This window comes from Paraburkholderia rhizosphaerae (assembly GCF_004366595.1).
GTDB classification, from domain to species: domain Bacteria; phylum Pseudomonadota; class Gammaproteobacteria; order Burkholderiales; family Burkholderiaceae; genus Paraburkholderia; species Paraburkholderia rhizosphaerae.
Genome location: NZ_SORE01000003.1, coordinates 102,195 through 118,979, shown reverse-complemented (window position 1 = coordinate 118,979; position 16,785 = coordinate 102,195). Strand labels below are relative to the sequence as shown.

The 16,785-nt window shown below is 64.5% G+C and carries 16 protein-coding genes; 9 read left to right on the top strand and 7 right to left on the bottom strand.

Annotation, left to right across the window (positions count from 1 at the left end):
* Window positions 1-2: 2 nt before the first annotated feature.
* The gene (moaC, locus tag BX592_RS04580; RefSeq protein ID WP_134190480.1) at window positions 3-482 is read right to left on the bottom strand and encodes a cyclic pyranopterin monophosphate synthase MoaC; all 480 of its coding nucleotides are present in this window, start codon (window positions 480-482) and stop codon (window positions 3-5) included.
* Between the two features lie 256 nt (window positions 483-738).
* Here moaC and BX592_RS04575 point away from each other — a divergent pair, with 256 nt between their 5' ends.
* Window positions 739-2,508, top strand: a complete 1,770-nt coding sequence (locus BX592_RS04575) for a M48 family metalloprotease (protein WP_134190479.1) — start codon at window positions 739-741, stop codon at window positions 2,506-2,508.
* Window positions 2,509-2,531: 23 nt separating this feature from the next.
* Here BX592_RS04575 and BX592_RS04570 read toward each other — a convergent pair whose 3' ends face one another.
* From BX592_RS04570 to BX592_RS04545, 6 genes are all read right to left on the bottom strand, one after another.
* Complete coding sequence (locus tag BX592_RS04570) at window positions 2,532-3,140, bottom strand: DUF2946 family protein (protein WP_134190478.1); 609 nt, start codon at window positions 3,138-3,140, stop codon at window positions 2,532-2,534.
* Window positions 3,133-4,194, bottom strand: a complete 1,062-nt coding sequence (locus BX592_RS04565) for a hydrolase (protein ID WP_134190477.1) — start codon at window positions 4,192-4,194, stop codon at window positions 3,133-3,135. The genes BX592_RS04570 and BX592_RS04565 overlap by 8 nt, the downstream gene beginning before the upstream one ends.
* A 39-nt stretch (window positions 4,195-4,233) precedes the next feature.
* A complete protein-coding gene (locus BX592_RS04560) occupies window positions 4,234-4,680 on the bottom strand; it encodes a nuclear transport factor 2 family protein (protein WP_134190476.1) in 447 nt (148 codons plus the stop codon).
* Between the two features lie 258 nt (window positions 4,681-4,938).
* Window positions 4,939-5,964, bottom strand: coding sequence for a lipopolysaccharide heptosyltransferase II (gene waaF / locus BX592_RS04555; protein ID WP_134190475.1), 1,026 nt, complete (start codon window positions 5,962-5,964; stop codon window positions 4,939-4,941).
* A gap of 378 nt (window positions 5,965-6,342) precedes the next feature.
* A complete protein-coding gene (locus BX592_RS04550) occupies window positions 6,343-6,537 on the bottom strand; it encodes a zinc-finger domain-containing protein (protein ID WP_075155855.1) in 195 nt (64 codons plus the stop codon).
* Between the two features lie 63 nt (window positions 6,538-6,600).
* Window positions 6,601-7,524, bottom strand: coding sequence for a branched-chain amino acid transaminase (locus tag BX592_RS04545; RefSeq protein WP_134190474.1), 924 nt, complete (start codon window positions 7,522-7,524; stop codon window positions 6,601-6,603).
* A gap of 328 nt (window positions 7,525-7,852) precedes the next feature.
* Here BX592_RS04545 and BX592_RS04540 point away from each other — a divergent pair, with 328 nt between their 5' ends.
* From BX592_RS04540 to BX592_RS04505, 8 genes are all read left to right on the top strand, one after another.
* Window positions 7,853-8,599, top strand: a complete 747-nt coding sequence (locus BX592_RS04540; protein ID WP_134190747.1) for an AzlC family ABC transporter permease — start codon at window positions 7,853-7,855, stop codon at window positions 8,597-8,599.
* Entirely contained in the window at window positions 8,596-8,919 is a 324-nt protein-coding gene (locus BX592_RS04535; protein WP_134190473.1) for an AzlD domain-containing protein, read from the top strand. Before BX592_RS04540 ends, BX592_RS04535 begins: the two co-directional genes overlap by 4 nt.
* 259 nt (window positions 8,920-9,178) lie before the next feature.
* Entirely contained in the window at window positions 9,179-10,372 is a 1,194-nt protein-coding gene (locus tag BX592_RS04530) for a phosphoglycerate kinase (protein ID WP_134190746.1), read from the top strand.
* 482 nt (window positions 10,373-10,854) lie between these two features.
* Window positions 10,855-12,291, top strand: coding sequence for a pyruvate kinase (pyk, locus tag BX592_RS04525; RefSeq protein WP_134190472.1), 1,437 nt, complete (start codon window positions 10,855-10,857; stop codon window positions 12,289-12,291).
* A 283-nt stretch (window positions 12,292-12,574) separates the two neighbouring features.
* The gene (fba, locus tag BX592_RS04520; RefSeq protein ID WP_134190471.1) at window positions 12,575-13,639 is read left to right on the top strand and encodes a class II fructose-bisphosphate aldolase; all 1,065 of its coding nucleotides are present in this window, start codon (window positions 12,575-12,577) and stop codon (window positions 13,637-13,639) included.
* A gap of 224 nt (window positions 13,640-13,863) precedes the next feature.
* Window positions 13,864-14,754 carry a phosphoribosylaminoimidazolesuccinocarboxamide synthase gene (locus BX592_RS04515; RefSeq protein ID WP_134190470.1) on the top strand — a complete coding sequence of 297 codons (891 nt, stop codon included), beginning with the start codon at window positions 13,864-13,866 and terminating at the stop codon, window positions 14,752-14,754.
* A 156-nt stretch (window positions 14,755-14,910) separates the two neighbouring features.
* Window positions 14,911-15,429: a 5-(carboxyamino)imidazole ribonucleotide mutase gene (purE, locus tag BX592_RS04510; RefSeq protein ID WP_134190469.1), complete on the top strand. Its 519-nt coding sequence runs from the start codon at window positions 14,911-14,913 to the stop codon at window positions 15,427-15,429.
* A 135-nt stretch (window positions 15,430-15,564) separates the two neighbouring features.
* Complete coding sequence (locus BX592_RS04505) at window positions 15,565-16,782, top strand: 5-(carboxyamino)imidazole ribonucleotide synthase (protein ID WP_134190468.1); 1,218 nt, start codon at window positions 15,565-15,567, stop codon at window positions 16,780-16,782.
* Window positions 16,783-16,785: the final 3 nt, after the last annotated feature.

Below are 16,785 nucleotides of genomic sequence, written 5' to 3'. Positions count from 1 at the left end.
ACCTACAACGGCGCTACCCAGTCCCCCGACTTGCCGCCATGCTTCTCGAGCACGCGGACGTCGGTGATGGTCATCCCGCGGTCCACCGCCTTGCACATATCGTAGACCGTCAGCAACCCGACCTGCACGGCGGTCAACGCTTCCATCTCGACGCCGGTGCGGCCGCGGGTTTCCACCTGTGCGGTGCAATGGACGCCCGGCAGCGTGTCGTCAAGTTCGAAATCGACGGTTACCCGCGTGAGCGCCAGGGGGTGACACAGCGGAATCAGATCGGCGGTGCGCTTCGCGCCCTGTATCGCAGCAATCCGCGCGATGCCGATCACATCGCCTTTCTTCGCATTGCCACTGCGGATCAACGCGAACGTATCCGGCAGCATCCGGATCGACCCGCGCGCGATCGCGATGCGTTGGGTCTCCTCTTTACCGCCGACATCGACCATATGCGCCTGGCCGGCCGCGTCAAAGTGGGTGAGTTCAGGCATTGTTGTGCTCCTGTTACGCTTTAATATCGCTATGACTGGTTGGCGCTGACTGACTGAGGCGATGGCCTTTCTTTGCGCCGTCCGCTGAATTCCGCCCGCGCGCCGCGCGCTAGAATTTGACCATATGCCGCTTGTCTTCGCACGGTCGTCACAGGGTGCACGACTGGTTACAATCGTGCGAGACCATCCAGAATGAACTGCCGCGGGCCACGATAATCGTCCCGGAATTTCAACCACGCGAACAGCGCACCACGCAATGCGTTCGAACCGGTTCCTTGCCGTGTTGTTGTCCGTTGCGCTTGCCGCACCGCAGCCTTTACTTGCGCAAGCCGCGAACCGCATTTTGCCTGGCGCTTCGTCTCCCGCTGCTTCCGGTATTTCGTCCAGCAGTTCGTCCTACGGTTCATCGAGCAGTGCACCGATCGGCTTGCCGCTCGAATCCGGCCCGCTCGACCAATACGCGGCTCCCGATCTGCCGCCCGATATCGCACAGGGCATATTCGGCACGTACGGCGGCGCACAGTCGCGCTTCTCGGGCAACGCAGGCGGCAATGCGAGCCTGCGCGCGCCCGTGTCGACGCAGCAACTACCCGATCTCGGCGATGGCTCCGGCGGCACACTGACGCCGCAGGCCGAGCGCAAGCTCGGTGAACGCGTGATGCGCGAGGTGCGGCGCGACCCCGACTATATCGGCGACTGGCTGGTCCGCGACTATCTGAACTCGGTATCGGCGAAGCTCGCGGCGGCCGCGAGCGCGCAATACATCGGCGGATATCGGCCGGACTTCGATCTGTTTGCGATGCGCGATCCGCAAATCAATGCGTTTTCGCTGCCTGGCGGCTTTATCGGCGTGAATACCGGGTTGATCGTCGCGACGCAGACCGAATCCGAACTCGCATCGGTGATCGGCCACGAAATGGGTCACGTCTTGCAGCGGCATATCGCGCGGATGATCAGCGCGAGCGAGAAGAGCGGCTATGCGGCGCTCGCCGGTGCTCTGTTTGGCGTGCTAGCGGGCGTGCTCGCGCACAGCGGCGATCTCGGCACCGCGATCGCGCTCGGTGGTCAGGCGTACGCGGTCGACAATCAGCTGCGCTTTTCGCGTTCGGCCGAGCACGAAGCGGACCGCGTCGGCTTCCAGCTGATGTCAGGCGCAGGCTACGATCCGTACGGGATGGTGGCGTTCTTCGAACGGCTCGATCGCGCCGCGATGAGCGACGCGGGTGCGCCTGCTTACGCGCGCACCCACCCGTTAACCGGTGAGCGCATCGCCGACATGTCCGACCGCGCGCGCCGCTCGCCGTACCGGCAGCCGCACCAGGCGTCCGAATATGGTTTCGTGCGTGCGCGAGCGCGCGTGCTGCAGGACCGTTCGCGCAGCGAGTACGCCGATGAAATCACGCGGATGCGCTCGGAGATCGAAGACAAGACCGCGCTGAACGTCGCCGCGAACTGGTACGGCATCGCGTACGCGCAGATGCTGCTCGATCGCTACGACGACGCGGCGGCGTCGCTCGCGACCGCGCGTCAGGCGTTTGATGCGAATGCACGCAGGGAAGGCGATGCGACGCGCGGCTCGCCGAGCCTTGACGTACTAGCGGCCGATATCGCGCGGCGTGCCGGTCACGACGACGATGCGCTACGGCTCGCGCAAATCGCGCAGACGCGCTGGCCGCAATCGCATGCGGCGATCGAAATGCATTTGCGCACGCTGCTCACCGCGCGGCGCTACAAGGACGCGCAAGCGCAAGCGCAGCGGGAGACCGAGGCGGAGCCGCAGCAGCCGGCCTGGTGGCTTTATCTTGCACAGGCGAGCGCCGGCAGCGGCGACGCGCTGACACAGCATCGGGCGCTTGCCGAGCAATTCGCACTCGAAGGCGCGTGGCCATCGGCGATCCGGCAGTTGAAGGAAGCGCGCGATATCAAAACGGCGGGGTACTACGATCTGTCGACGATCGATGCGCGCCTGCACGAGTTCGAGGCGCGCTATAAGGAAGAGCGGCAGGAGGAGAAGGACAATAGTTGAAAGCGGTGAGCAGCGCGCCGAAGCTAGACTTCCTGGCCGCCCGGCGCCGTCCCAGCCATTGCCCGCGCTGCCGGACTCGCGACGAACCCGAAGCGTCCCGCGACTTCCGCTCGCGATATCGACTGAAGCGGCAACGCGTGTCCATCGCGCCAGTCGAACCGGCCGTTCGCAGCATCCGCGGATAGTTCGGCATGCTCGGAAAAGAGATCGAGATCGTGATCGTGCAACGCCGCGATGCGCACCGGCGACGCATTATCGGAAAACAGCACGCCGCCTTCATCGTCCACGAAGACCGCAGCCGGCTCGAACGGTTGACCGGCATGGTCGGTGAGAGCGAGCGCGCCGCTCGTATCATCGGCGGCCAGCCGCACGATCCACGGCGTATAGACCAGCTCGACGTACACGCGCTGCGGTCCATTCTGAAAGAACCACTGGCCTTGCGCGTCGCATTCGTAATTGCGGTTGATAAAGCCGATCAGCGCGGTATGCCGGATCGGCTCGCCGAGCGCGCCGCGCGCCTGCGCCGCGTCGTCGCGCATCCGCCATGTGCCGCGCCGGTCGAGCAGCAGCCAGCCGGTGCAATGCGGCACGTTCGGCCATTTGGCGAGCGCCTGTTTGACGATCTCATCCATGCTCGGTGAAAGGTTCGAAGTAACCGAAGACCCGCCGCGACAGCCAGTCGATCCTGCCGGGAAACGGTCCGGTCATGAAGCCGACATGTCCGCCGTCGGTCGGCTGATCGAGTTCGACCGCGGCCGATACCTGATGCGGCGACGGCAATACCGTCCCGGGCAAAAATGGATCGTTGCGCGCGTTCAGCACCAGCGTCGGCACCCTGATTTCCGGTAACCACGGGCGCGTCGCGGCGCGCGTCCAGTAATCGTCGGCATTGCGGAAGCCGTGCAGCGGTGCGGTGACGACGTCGTCGAACTCGAACATCGTGCGGCTTGACAGCATCGTGTCCAGATCGAAAAGTCCCGGGTATTGCGTGAGCTTGCGTTGCGCTTTCTTCTTCAGCGTTTTCAGGAAGCTGCGCGTGTAGACCATGCCGAAGCCCTGCGATAGCGCGCGTCCGCCCGCGTGCACGTCGAGCGGCGCGGAAATGGCCGCCGCTGCCGCGACGAACGAGGCATCTTCGCGCCGCTCGCCGAGCCAGCGCAGCAGCACGCTGCCGCCCAGCGACACGCCGGCCACGACGAGCGGCCCGCGATGCGCGTCGCGCAGCCGCCGCAGTACCCAGTCGACTTCGTCGCTATCGACGAGGTGATAAAAGCGCGGCAGCAGGTTCAGCGGTCCGCTGCAACTGCGAAAGTGCGGTACTACCGCATGCCAGCCGCGGCGATGCGCGGCATCCACCAGCGCGAGCGCGTAGTGCGACGTCGAACTGCCCTCGAGCCCATGGAACAGCACGAACAGCGGCGCGCCCTCGGGCGTCCGCCCGGTCGGCGCGTATTGCGGCTCGTGAACCAGCCAGTCGAGATCGATAAAGTCGCCGTCCGGCGTGTCCCAGCGCTCGCGTCGATAGTTCACCGTGGGACGGCGCCCGAACAGCGCCGGTACGATGGTCTGAGCGTGGTTGTTCGGCAGCCAGAGCGGCGCGCGGTAGAGCATGTCGACCGTTGCCTCGACCGCCGCCGCAGCGCGGTGTCGCGTGGAGGAAACGGGTTTGTCGCGCGTCGTGCTCATTGCAGTACCGGTCGAATCAGCGAGGCATCTTGCCGTCGCTCAATGCAGTGGCCCCTGGCCGTGCCTCATTTTGGCAGCGAATTGCGACGCGGTTTCGTTCGGCATCGCACTCGCGTGGATATGCGCAATGCGCCATTCGCCACGTTCATGGACCATCACGTAGGTGGTGAACACCATCGCCGGCGTGGCCGCCGGGTTCGCCGGCCGATGGGCTTCGGCAATCGCGTAGACGACCGTGCCGAGGCTGTCGTACACGCGGATGTCGAGCGGTTCGATCGACACCGGTGTCGCCTCCAGCTGCGCGGTGAGTCCCGCCCGGATCTGCTCGAGACCATGCAGATGCGAGCCATCCGCACAGATGCAGGTGACGAACTCCTCGTCGATCCACAGGCCCATCAGACTCTCGATATTGACCTCCGCGATCGCCTGGTAATAGGCGTTGAGGGTATCCGCAGCGGCTTCGAAGATGTGGGCGAAACGTGGCATGGCTCGTCAGTCTGTTAGGCGCGGCGTGCGCGGTTGCAGGTCATACGGCATCGACGGGCGGCGGGCGCTGGATGCGAGCATCGCGCACCGCGTGCATTTCGTGCACCGGGGCGTCCACCGCCGGCGGCAGCGAACAACCGCGAGAATGCCCGTGCCGCAAGACGCGCCCATGACTTGCCGCTCGTGCAGCGTGGGCCGGACGTGGCGGGCCTGCCCTGCGCGGTCAACCGGGGCCAGACGTTGCGAAACCCGCGTGGCCTACCGCTGCGCGATCAACATACCCCGCAAGTCATCGAATACCTGCTCAGCGCTCAGTTGCCGCAGACAGTTCAGATGACCCAGCGGACATTCGCGTTCGAAGCACGGACTGCATTCGAGATGCAGCCATTGTACCTTTGCAAGGTCCGACAGGGGCGGGGTGTGGCGCGGATCAGTCGATCCGAACACCGCGACCAGCGGCCGGCGCAGCGCGGCGGCAACGTGCATCAGGCCCGAATCGTTGGTGACGACCGCATTGGCCCGCGTAATCAGCGCGCACGCCTCACCCAACGCGGTCTGGCCGCACAGGTTGCGTACGTTCGGCGCACGGTCGGCGATCGCCTGCGCGATGGGCGCGTCTTTCGGCGAGCCGAGCGCGACGATCTGCGTGTACGGGAACGACTGGCCGACCATTTGCGCGAGCGCCGCGAAATGCTCGGGCGGCCAGCGCTTCGCGGGACCGTATTCGGCGCCCGGGCAGAAAACGAGCAGCGGCACGCGCGTATCGAGGTTAAAGCGCGCCGATACGCGCGACGCCTCGTTCAGGTCGGCGTCGAGGCGCGGCACCGGCAGATCGCCTGGCACGTTGGCGCCGGGTGCGTACGCGAGCGCCGCATAGTGGCCGACCATCGGCGGACGTTCGTCCTTGCGCGGGTTTGCGTGACGCACGTTCAACAGGCCGTAGCGGCTTTCACCGGTGTAACCGATGCGCAGCGGGATGCCCGCGAGCCAGGGCACGAGCGCCGACTTCAGTGAGTTCGGCAGCACGTACGCGGCGTCGTAGCCGACATCGCGCAGGTCGCTCGCCAACTGCCAGCGGCGCAATATTTGCAGCTTGCCGTGCGCGAGATCGGTCGCGTAGACATCGCGGATCTCGGGCATCCGTTCAAGCACCGGGGCGACCCAGGTAGGCGCGAGCGCATCGATCACGATGCGCGGATGCAATTTGACGAGGCGCGCGACGAACGGCTGCGCCATCAATGCGTCACCGATCCAGTTCGGTGCGATAACCAACGCGCGACGCATCAGGGTGGGTTTCCGATGTCGAAAATAAGCGCCGCGCGCGATCGCGTGCGGCGTTCAGGTTGCAGGTTTAAAAGAGACGTGGACACGCGCCCGCAGCGCAAACCGGAGAACGCGTGATATCGCGCGTTTGGACGACGATACGCGTCGTTCACTCCGGTCAGCACTCCCGGCAGAGGCATCAGGGGTTGCGCTGCCGTTCGCGCGCTCACGTCGCGACGAGCGCTACGCGCGACGGCAAATGTGCCCATTCGGCGGCTGTTTCGCCCGCTGCTTCGGCCACTGCTTTGTCCGCCGGTTTGACCGCTGCTTCGACCGCCGCCAGGCGGACCGTCGAACCCAACGGCGACACAGCACGCGCGACCCGGATGCCTGCCGGCTTCAGTGGCCTTTGACCACTTCGCCGTCGCGCAGCTTGTACCGCGTGCCGCAATACGGGCAGCGCGCTTCGCCGTGCGTGACGTCGATAAACACGCGCGGGTGCATGCTCCAGCGGGGCATGGCCGGATTCGGGCAGTAAGCGGGCAGATCTTTTGCCGACAGCTCGACCAGCGGCATTTCCTTGATTTCGCTCATGAGGCTTTCTCGTCTATGCGGGATGCCGGGCGCGTGTTGCGCGCCCGCTCAGGTTTGCTCGAATCAGACTTTCGTGAGCCAGTGCGCGTACTTCGCGCTCCTGCCGTTCACGATATCGAAAAATGCGGACTGCAGCTTCCCGGTGATCGGGCCGCGCGTGCCGGCGCCGATCGTACGGTTGTCGAGTTCGCGGATCGGCGTGACTTCAGCGGCGGTGCCGGTGAAGAACGCTTCGTCGGCGGTATAGACCTCGTCCCGCGTAATGCGCTTTTCGATCACTTCGATGCCGGCGTCTTTCGCCAGCGTGATGACCGTATCGCGCGTAATGCCGTCGAGGCACGACGACAGGTCAGGCGTGTACAGCTTGCCGTTGTTGACGAGGAAGAAGTTCTCGCCCGAGCCTTCGGACACGTAACCGTCGACGTCGAGCAGCAGCGCCTCGTCGTAACCGTCGGCGGTCGCTTCCTGGTTCGCGAGGATCGAGTTCACGTACCAGCCCGATGCCTTCGCACGCACCATCGACACGTTCACGTGATGGCGCGTGAACGACGACGTCTTCACGCGGATGCCCTTGTTCATGCCGTCTTCGCCGAGGTACGCGCCCCACGGCCATGCGGCGATCGCGACGTGGATCGTGTTGCCGCGCGCGGACACGCCGAGCTTTTCCGAGCCGACCCAGACGATCGGACGCAGGTAGCACGATTCGAGCTTGTTTTCACGCACCACCTCGCGCTGCGCGGCGGAGATCGTTTCCTGGTCGAACGGCACGTCCATCTGGAAGATCTTCGCCGAGTTGAAGAGGCGCTTCGTATGTTCTTTCAGGCGGAAAATGGAAGTACCGCCGTCGACCGTCTTATATGCGCGTACGCCTTCGAAAACGCCCATCCCGTAGTGCAGCGTGTGGGTGAGCACATGAATCTTGGCATCGCGCCAGTCGATGAGCTTGCCATCCATCCAGATCTTGCCGTCGCGGTCGGCCAGTGACATACGATTCTCCAGGGCGGTGCTAGTGCGAATAATTGATTGCGAGAGTGCAACGACAAAGCCGTGGCCCGAATGAGCCCGCCCGACGAGGCGCGCTTCATGAACAGGCTTGACCTTGCGTCAGGCTGCAAAAATGGGCTGTTGCAGCGCGCGCGAGGCGGCGAAGATCATTATTTTAGCGTCTTTTGTATGCCGACCGGACATTCCTGGGCGGGGCGGACGCTATAATTCCGCGCACCCATAACACGTATCCGCCTACGTTGCGGGACCGTCAAGGTCTGGCAACGCTATTTGCCGGCGTGCCACCATGCGCACCGGCGTCCTCAGTCTCATGCTCGCTCGCCTGTCCGAACCCGATCGCCGCGCGTTTCACGAAGGCCTGCGCACCTATTCGCCGACCTTGATGGCTATCTTCTCGTGGGGGCTGGTGACCGGCATCGCGATGAGCAAGTCGGTGATGACCGTGCCGCAGGCACTCGGCATGTCGCTGCTGGTCTATGCAGGCTCGTCGCAACTCGCGGTGCTGCCGCTGCTGGCCGCGAAGCTGCCGATCTGGACCGTGCTGCTCACCGCCGCGATGGTCAACACGCGCTTTGTGATCTTCAGCGCCGGGCTCGCGCCGCATTTCGCGTATCTGCCGCTGTGGCGGCGGCTTCTCGTCGGCTATTTCAACGGCGACATCATTTACCTGTTGTTCCAGAAGAAGTCGTTCGCGACCGGCTATGTGCCCGGCAAGGAGCCGTTCTTCTGGGGCATGGCGGTCGCGAGCTGGGTGTCGTGGCAGGTGTCGTCGGTCATCGGCATCCTGCTGGCGAGCCTGTTTCCGGACAACTGGGGGCTGGGCCTCGCGGGCACGCTGGCGCTGATTCCCATCATGGTGTCGGCGATCGCGAACCGCTCGACGCTCGCCGCGGTCGCGGTGGCAGGCGTCGTGTCGCTGCTGCTGTTCGACTTGCCGTACCGGCTCGCGCTGCCGCTTGCGGTGATCGCCGCGATCGCGGCGGGCAGTGCGACCGACCTGATGGTCGAGCGCGCCGATTTGCGCCGCATCCGCGACGGCGCTGGAGACCGGCAATGAGTGCCACCTATATCTGGTTCGCGATTCTCGGCATGATGCTCGTCACCGCGCTCACGCGCGCGTTGTTTCTGATCGGCGGCGAGCGCACCGTGCTGCCCGAGCGCGTGCAGCGAATGTTGCGTTACGCGCCGGCAGCCGCGCTGATCGCGGTCGTGCTGCCGGACGTGCTGGTGACCGACGACGGCGTGTCGTTCGCACTCGCGAATCACGATTTTTACGCGACGCTTGCGGGTTTCGTCTGGTATTTGCTGCGGCGCAGCATGGTCGAGACGATTGTCGTCGGGATGGTGGTGTTTACGGTACTTCGACTGCTGCTGTAAGGCGGTCGACGGGTTCGTCGGGAGCGCGCTCCCGAATATTGTCAATCCGCTGCGAGCGGATCGAAACGCGAGGGGATCGGTTAAAATGGCAGCCTCCTGACGCCTGCGGACGGCCCGCAATCCGGCCGCCGGTCGGGGCGCTGCGCGTCCTGCGACGATCCTGCAACGAGTTTTTGCAACGATCTCGCGGTTGATGCCGCCCTTGATCACCGCACCGCGTCCGCCACCGCCTTCCCAATCAACTCGCATACACATGTCCATGAACCAGGTATTGCGTCTCTCCGATCTGATCGCCGAAGGCAAGCTGTCCGGCAAACGCGTTTTTATCCGCGCCGACCTGAATGTTCCGCAAGACGACGCGGGCAACATCACGGAAGACACGCGCATCCGCGCATCGGTGCCCGCCATCAAGGCGGCGCTCGACGCGGGCGCGGCCGTGATGGTCACCTCGCACCTGGGACGCCCGACCGAAGGCGATTTCAAGCCTGAAGATTCACTCGCGCCGGTCGCGAAGCGGCTGGCCGAACTGCTCGGCCGCGACGTGCCGCTGGTACAGAACTGGGTCGAAAACGGTGTGAACGTCGCGCCCGGCCAGGTCGTCCTGCTCGAAAACTGCCGCGTTAATAAAGGCGAAAAAAAGAATTCGGACGAACTCGCGCAGAAAATGGCGAAGCTGTGCGATGTATATGTGAACGACGCGTTCGGCACCGCGCATCGCGCGGAAGCGACCACGCACGGCATCGCGAAGCACGCAGCGGTAGCTTGCGCGGGTCCGCTGCTGGCCGCTGAGCTCGAAGCGCTCGGCAAGGCGCTCGGTGCGCCGAAGCGGCCGCTGGTGGCGATCGTCGCCGGGTCGAAGGTGTCGACCAAGCTCACCATTCTGAAGTCTCTTGGCGAAAAGGTTGATCAGCTGATTGTCGGCGGCGGCATTGCGAATACGTTCATGCTGGCCGCGGGCCTGAAGATCGGCAAGTCGCTCGCCGAAGCGGACCTGGTCGCCGACGCGAAAGCAATCATCGAGCAGGCAAAGGCGCGCGGCGCGTCGGTGCCGATTCCGATCGACGTGGTCACCGCGAAGGAATTCGCGCCGACCGCGAAGGCCGAAATCAAGAAGGTGGCCGACGTGCAAGACGACGACATGATCCTCGACATCGGTCCTGAGACCGCGAAGGCGCTCGCATCGCAACTCGAGAAGGCCGGCACGATCGTCTGGAACGGCCCGGTCGGCGTGTTCGAGTTCGATCAGTTCGGCAACGGCACGAAGACACTGGCCGAAGCGATTGCCCGGTCGTCCGCGTATTCGATCGCCGGCGGCGGCGATACGCTGGCTGCGATCGCCAAGTACGGCATCCACGACAAGGTCAGCTATATCTCGACGGGCGGCGGAGCGTTCCTCGAATTCCTCGAGGGCAAGAAGCTGCCGGCGGTCGAAGTTCTCGAATCGCGAGCCTGAACGTGGCGCAGCGCTCTCCCACCCGAACCACTCGGAAAACGCGTACCTCGTCGCGTGCGGGGTCATCGGCAGGAGAGCGCGCGTTGAAGGACGCGGCGGCGCAAGACCCGCCGCCGCTGCAACCGACCGACGCAGCGGCCTTAGCCGCGGCCGATGTCGATGTCGCTCTATTGCCCGCGGCGTCCGATGCGGACAAAGCGGCGAACGCAACTGCGAACCCAGACGCAAACCCAGGCGCAAACCCAACCGCGACCCCGACTCCGGCCTCGAACATGTCGGCGCAACATGCGCTGGCGCAAAATAGCGCGATAAACCGCGCGGCCGCACCTGACAACCTTACGCCGATGCTCGCCGCGCGACCCACGCGCGCTGGCGCCAGCGTCACAAACGGCGTATCCGCCCCGGCAGTACCCGTCGGCGCGCAGCCCCCGTATCCGACTCATAGCGCACTTCCCAGCGATTCAACCCACACGAGGAGACTCATGCATCGCGCCACCAAGATAGTCGCTACCATCGGCCCAGCTTCCAGCACATTGGAAATCCTGAAACAAATGATCGAGGCGGGCCTCGACGTGGTGCGGCTCAACTTTTCGCACGGCACGGCCGACGACCATCGTCAGCGCGCCGAGTTTGTGCGTGAAGCGGCTCGCCAGGCGGGCCGCGAAGTCGGCCTGATGGCCGATCTGCAAGGCCCGAAGATCCGCGTCGGCAAGTTCGAGAACGGTAAGGTGACGCTCGTCGCCGGCAATCCGTTCGTACTCGACGCCGACTGCGAGCTCGGTAACGACGAGCGCGTCGGTCTGGACTATAAAGACCTGCCGCGCGACCTGAAACCGGGCGATACGCTGCTGTTGAACGACGGCCTGATCGTGCTGACCGTGTCCCGCGTGATCGGCAACGAAATCCATACGGTCGTGAAGATCGGCGGCGATCTGTCGAACAACAAGGGCATCAACCGCCAGGGCGGCGGCCTGACCGCGCCCGCGCTCACCGCGAAGGATATGGAAGACATCCGCACCGCGATGGCGCTTGGCGCGGATTACGTCGCCGTGTCGTTCCCGAAGAACGCGACCGATATGGAAATGGCGCGCCAGCTCGCAAACATCGCGGGTGCGCCGTACAACATCAAGCCAAAGATGATCGCGAAGATCGAGCGTGCCGAAGCGATTCCGGCGCTGCAAGGCATTCTCGACGCGTCGGACGGCATCATGGTCGCGCGCGGCGACCTCGCGGTCGAAGTCGGCAACGCGGCGGTGCCGGCGCTGCAAAAGCGCATGATCAAGATGGCGCGCGACTCGAACAAGTTCGTGATCACCGCGACGCAGATGATGGAGTCGATGATCCACGCGCCGGTGCCGACCCGCGCCGAAGTGTCGGACGTCGCGAATGCGGTGCTCGATGGCTCGGACGCGGTGATGCTGTCGGCGGAGTCGGCTGCGGGCAAGTATCCGGTGCAGACCATCGAAACCATGGCGGCGATCTGCGTCGAAGCGGAAAAGTCCGAGCACGTCGAACTCGACCGCGATTTCCTCGACCGCACGTTCACGCGGATCGACCAGTCGATCGCGATGGGCGCGCTGTTCACCGCGTATCACCTGGGCGCGAAGGCGATCGTCGCGTTGACCGAGTCCGGCTCGACCGCGCTGTGGATGTCGCGCCACTGGACGCACGTGCCGATCTTCGCGCTGACGCCGCGTATCGGCAGCGAGCGTGCGATGCAGATCTACCGCAACGTGAACCCGCTGCATCTCGATAGCAGTAACGATCGCGACATCGCGTTGCAGCAGGCGCTCGAAGTGGTGGTCAGCAAGGGCTACGCGGCGCGCGGCGATATGGTCGTGCTGACCGTCGGCGAGCCGATGGGCCAGGCGGGCGGCACCAATACGCTGAAGATCGTGCGCGTCGGCGAGCCGTATTGATTTGATTGCAGGAAACCCGCGTGGGGCACCGCGCGGGTCGGTTACATGCAGAAGAAACACGCCCGCAAACGGTAGAAACGGTAGTTCAGTTCATAAACGGCATCGCGAGGCAGGCCGCTGTCCCGGGAGAGGCAGCGCACCGTGCGGCGCGCGCATCGGACGTCAAGATGCGCACGCGCCGCGCCGGGCGCGCGGGAGTGCGGCCTGCTTCACGTAAAATTGCGGATTCGACGCAATAGGTGCCGCGGGCAAAGGTTTTCGTTTGAAATCCAAGGAGTAGCAAATGCCTCTCGTATCAATGCGTCAATTGCTGGACCACGCGGCTGAGAACGGCTACGGTTTGCCGGCTTTCAACGTGAATAACCTGGAACAGGTGCAGGCGATCATGGCGGCGGCGGATCAGGTCGGCGCGCCGGTGATCATGCAGGCGTCGGCGGGCGCGCGCAAATATGCGGGCGAGCCGTTCCTGCGCCATCTGATCGAAGCGGCGGTCGAGTCGTATCCGCATATTCCGGTCGTGATGCACCAGGATCACGGGCAATCGCCGGCGGTGTGCATGGCGGCGATCCGCAGCGGCTTCACGAGCGTGATGATGGACGGATCGCTCGAGGCGGACGGCAAGTCGGTTGCGTCGTACGAGTACAACGTCGACGTGTCGAGGAAGGTTGTCGAAGCGGCGCATTCGATCGGCGTGACGGTCGAAGCGGAACTCGGCGTGCTGGGTTCGCTGGAAACGATGAAGGGCGACAAGGAAGACGGTCACGGCGCCGAGGGCACGATGACGCGCGAGCAACTGCTGACTGACGTCGAGCAGGCCGCCGATTTCGTGAAGCTCACGCAGTGCGACGCGCTGGCAATTGCAATTGGCACGTCGCATGGCGCGTACAAGTTTTCGAAGAAGCCGACCGGCGATATCCTGTCGATTCAACGTATCAAGGAGATTCACCAGCGCATCCCGAATACGCACCTCGTGATGCACGGTTCGTCTTCGGTGCCGCAGGACCTGCTAGCCGAGATTCGCGAGTTCGGCGGCGATATGAAGGAAACCTACGGCGTGCCGGTCGAAGAGATTCAGGAAGGCATCAAGCACGGCGTGCGCAAGGTCAATATCGATACCGATTTGCGGCTTGCGATCACCGGTGCGATTCGCCGTTACTTCGCGGAAAATCCGTCGAAGTTCGACCCGCGCGACTACCTGAAGCCGGCGCGCGAAGCGGCAAAGAAGGTTTGTCTGGATCGCTTCGTCGCGTTCGGCTGCGAAGGCCAGGCCGGCAAGATCAAGCCGCTGCCGCTGGACAAGATGGCGGACAAGTACAAGGCGGGCGATCTGACCCAGGTGGTCCGCTAAGGGGTTGAGCGACGCGGCGCGGGTGGATGCGCGGGCATTACCCGCAAGTGTCGCCGCGATGGCGGGTCGGCTTAACCGCGAGCCTGACCACGGGTTTCAACGCACCGGCCGCGCGCAGTAGTCGAGTTGCATCGCCGTTCCCGCTTGACCGGGGAACGGCGTTTCCCTTTTGTCGGGGCAGTGTTTTTGCCTCATTTTTTGCATGACTTTTACGAGCCACGACGATGTCTACCCTTTATGAATCCACGCTTCGCTCGCTGCCGCTGTTGGGCCGCGGCAAGGTCCGCGACAACTATGCGGTGGGCAATGACAAGCTGCTGATCGTCACCACCGACCGTCTGTCGGCGTTCGACGTGATCATGGGCGAGCCGATTCCGGACAAGGGCCGCGTGCTGAACCAGATGGCCGACTTCTGGTTCGACAAGCTGAAGGACATCGTGCCGAATCACCTGACGGGTGTCGCGCCGGAGTCCGTCGTCGCGCCGGACGAAGTCGAGCAGGTGAAGGGGCGCTCGGTCGTCGTGAAGAGGCTCGAGCCGATTCTCGTCGAAGCCGTGGTGCGCGGGTATCTGGCCGGCAGCGGCTGGAAGGACTATCAGGCGACCGGCGCGATCTGCGGCGTCGAGCTGCCGCCGGGCCTGCAGAATGCGCAGAAGCTGCCCGAGCCGATCTTTACGCCCGCCGCGAAAGCCGAAATGGGCCACCACGACGAGAACATCACCTATAACGAGATGGAACGCCGCATCGGCACCGAACTGTCGGCGACGATTCGCGACATCTCGATCCGGCTGTACAAGGAAGCCGCCGATTTTGCCGCGACGCGCGGCATCATCATCGCGGATACCAAGTTCGAGTTCGGCCTCGACAACCATGGCAAGCTGTATCTGATGGACGAAGCACTGACCGCCGATTCGTCGCGTTTCTGGCCCGCCGACGAATACCAGGTCGGCACGAATCCGCCGTCGTTCGACAAACAGTTCGTGCGCGACTGGCTGGAGACGCAACCGTGGAAGAAGGAACCGCCGGCGCCGAAGCTGCCCGCTGATGTGGTCGCGAAGACGGCCGACAAGTATCGCGAGGCGCTCGAACGGTTGACCGGACAGAAGCTCGCCTGACGGATAGTGTTCGCAATCGGTTGCTAGTTGGCCCGCCAGTTGGCCAATGATCCAGCCAATGACTCGCTGTATGACTGACCTGACTGATAACCGGCGCACGCCGCGTCGGGTGTCTGTATTGAACCCGTGACGCACGGGGGAAGGAATCTGTGGAACATGAGTGAAGTTCAAACCGCGCATACGCATGACGCGCCGCTGGTCGGCGTGCTGATGGGCTCCAGCTCCGACTGGGACGTGATGAAGCACGCGGTCGCGCTGCTGCAGGAATTCGGTGTGCCGTACGAGGCGAAGGTCGTCTCCGCGCACCGGATGCCCGACGAGATGTTCGCGTACGCACAAAGCGCGCGCTCGCGCGGCCTGCGCGCGATCATCGCGGGCGCGGGCGGCGCCGCGCATCTGCCGGGCATGCTGGCTGCCAAAACGACGGTGCCGGTGCTCGGCGTGCCGGCTGCGAGCAAGTATCTGAAAGGCGTCGATTCGTTGCATTCGATCGTGCAGATGCCCAAGGGCGTGCCGGTCGCGACGTTCGCAATCGGCGAAGCGGGCGCGGCGAATGCGGCGCTGTTCGCGGTGTCGATTCTGAGTGGCACCATGCAGGAATATGCGGACAAGCTCGCGGCGTTCCGCGTGCGCCAGAATCAGGCGGCGCATGCGATGGTGCTGCCCGCGCTGTGAGCGCGGCGCAGCGCGCACTGCGCATCCGCAGTACGTAACCGCAGTACATTTCGCTACGCAATAAACAAGGTTCATTGCCCCACTGGCCGCCTGCCGTAAGCGGCGGCCCGCTCGACGTCGGATCCGACCACGAAGATGAGTTCAGACAACACCCCGGTTTCACCGATTCTGCCCGGCGCATGGCTCGGCATGGTTGGCGGCGGCCAGCTTGGCCGCATGTTCTGCTTTGCCGCCCAGGCAATGGGCTATCGCGTTGCCGTGCTCGATCCGGATGAAACGAGTCCGGCGGGCTCGGTCGCGGACAAGCATCTGCGCGCAGCCTACGAAGACGAAGCGGCGCTTACCGAACTCGCGCGCCTGTGCGCGGCGGTGTCGACGGAGTTCGAGAACGTGCCGGCCGCGAGCCTCGACTTTCTCGCGCGTTCGACTTTCGTGAGCCCGGCGGGTCGTTGCGTCGCGATCGCGCAGGACCGGATTGCGGAAAAGCGTTTTATTGCCGCGTCAGGTGTACCGGTCGCGCCGCATGTGGTGATCGAATCGTCGGATGCGCTGGCCGCGCTCGACGATGCGGCGCTCGACGCGGTGCTGCCCGGCATTCTGAAAACCGCGCGTCTCGGCTACGACGGCAAGGGTCAGGTGCGGGTTTGCAATGCGGACGAAGTGCGCGAAGCGCACGCGTCGCTTGGCGGCGTCGCGTGTGTGCTCGAGAAGCGCTTGCCGCTGAAGTTCGAAGTGTCGGCGCTGATCGCGCGTGGTGCGAACGGCAGCTCGGCGGTTTATCCGCTTGCGCAGAACGCGCATCGCAATGGCGTGCTGTCGCATACGATGGTCCCCGCGCCGGATGCGAGCGCGACGCTCGTCGCGCAGGCGCAGCAGGCGGCCTTGCAGATTGCCGACAAGCTCGGCTATGTCGGTGTACTGTGCGTCGAGTTCTTCGTGCTTGAAGACGGCACGATCGTCGCCAACGAAATGGCGCCGCGGCCGCACAATTCCGGCCACTATACGGTCGATGCGTGCGCCACGAGCCAGTTCGAGCAGCAGGTGCGCGCGATGACCGCGATGCCGCTTGGCGACACGCGTCAGCATTCGCCGGCGGTAATGCTGAACATCCTCGGCGACGTGTGGTTCGCGGGCAGCCCGAAGGACATGAAGGGCACGCGTAGCGGCCCGGCGGTGACGCCGCCGTGGCATGAAGTTGCCGCGATGCCGTCGGCGCGTTTGCATCTGTATGGCAAGGAGGACGCGCGTCCCGGCCGTAAGATGGGGCATGTGAACTTCACCGCGGCGACCCTCGAAGAAGCGCGCACGGCGGCCCGCGATTGCGCGCGCCTGCTGCATATTCCGACGAGCTGACGC

Excerpts from the sequence above, each read along its gene's own strand:
- moaC (WP_134190480.1), bottom strand. The coding sequence starts at position 482 with ATGCCTGAACTCACCCACTTTGACGCGGCCGGCCAGGCGCATATGGTC.
- BX592_RS04575 (WP_134190479.1), top strand. The coding sequence starts at position 739 with ATGCGTTCGAACCGGTTCCTTGCCGTGTTGTTGTCCGTTGCGCTTGCC.
- BX592_RS04570 (WP_134190478.1), bottom strand. The coding sequence starts at position 3,140 with ATGGATGAGATCGTCAAACAGGCGCTCGCCAAATGGCCGAACGTGCCG.
- BX592_RS04565 (WP_134190477.1), bottom strand. The coding sequence starts at position 4,194 with ATGAGCACGACGCGCGACAAACCCGTTTCCTCCACGCGACACCGCGCT.
- BX592_RS04560 (WP_134190476.1), bottom strand. The coding sequence starts at position 4,680 with ATGCCACGTTTCGCCCACATCTTCGAAGCCGCTGCGGATACCCTCAAC.
- waaF (WP_134190475.1), bottom strand. The coding sequence starts at position 5,964 with ATGCGTCGCGCGTTGGTTATCGCACCGAACTGGATCGGTGACGCATTG.
- BX592_RS04550 (WP_075155855.1), bottom strand. The coding sequence starts at position 6,537 with ATGAGCGAAATCAAGGAAATGCCGCTGGTCGAGCTGTCGGCAAAAGAT.
- BX592_RS04545 (WP_134190474.1), bottom strand. The coding sequence starts at position 7,524 with ATGTCACTGGCCGACCGCGACGGCAAGATCTGGATGGATGGCAAGCTC.
- BX592_RS04540 (WP_134190747.1), top strand. The coding sequence starts at position 7,853 with ATGCTCGCTCGCCTGTCCGAACCCGATCGCCGCGCGTTTCACGAAGGC.
- BX592_RS04535 (WP_134190473.1), top strand. The coding sequence starts at position 8,596 with ATGAGTGCCACCTATATCTGGTTCGCGATTCTCGGCATGATGCTCGTC.
- BX592_RS04530 (WP_134190746.1), top strand. The coding sequence starts at position 9,179 with ATGAACCAGGTATTGCGTCTCTCCGATCTGATCGCCGAAGGCAAGCTG.
- pyk (WP_134190472.1), top strand. The coding sequence starts at position 10,855 with ATGCATCGCGCCACCAAGATAGTCGCTACCATCGGCCCAGCTTCCAGC.
- fba (WP_134190471.1), top strand. The coding sequence starts at position 12,575 with ATGCCTCTCGTATCAATGCGTCAATTGCTGGACCACGCGGCTGAGAAC.
- BX592_RS04515 (WP_134190470.1), top strand. The coding sequence starts at position 13,864 with ATGTCTACCCTTTATGAATCCACGCTTCGCTCGCTGCCGCTGTTGGGC.
- purE (WP_134190469.1), top strand. The coding sequence starts at position 14,911 with ATGAGTGAAGTTCAAACCGCGCATACGCATGACGCGCCGCTGGTCGGC.
- BX592_RS04505 (WP_134190468.1), top strand. The coding sequence starts at position 15,565 with ATGAGTTCAGACAACACCCCGGTTTCACCGATTCTGCCCGGCGCATGG.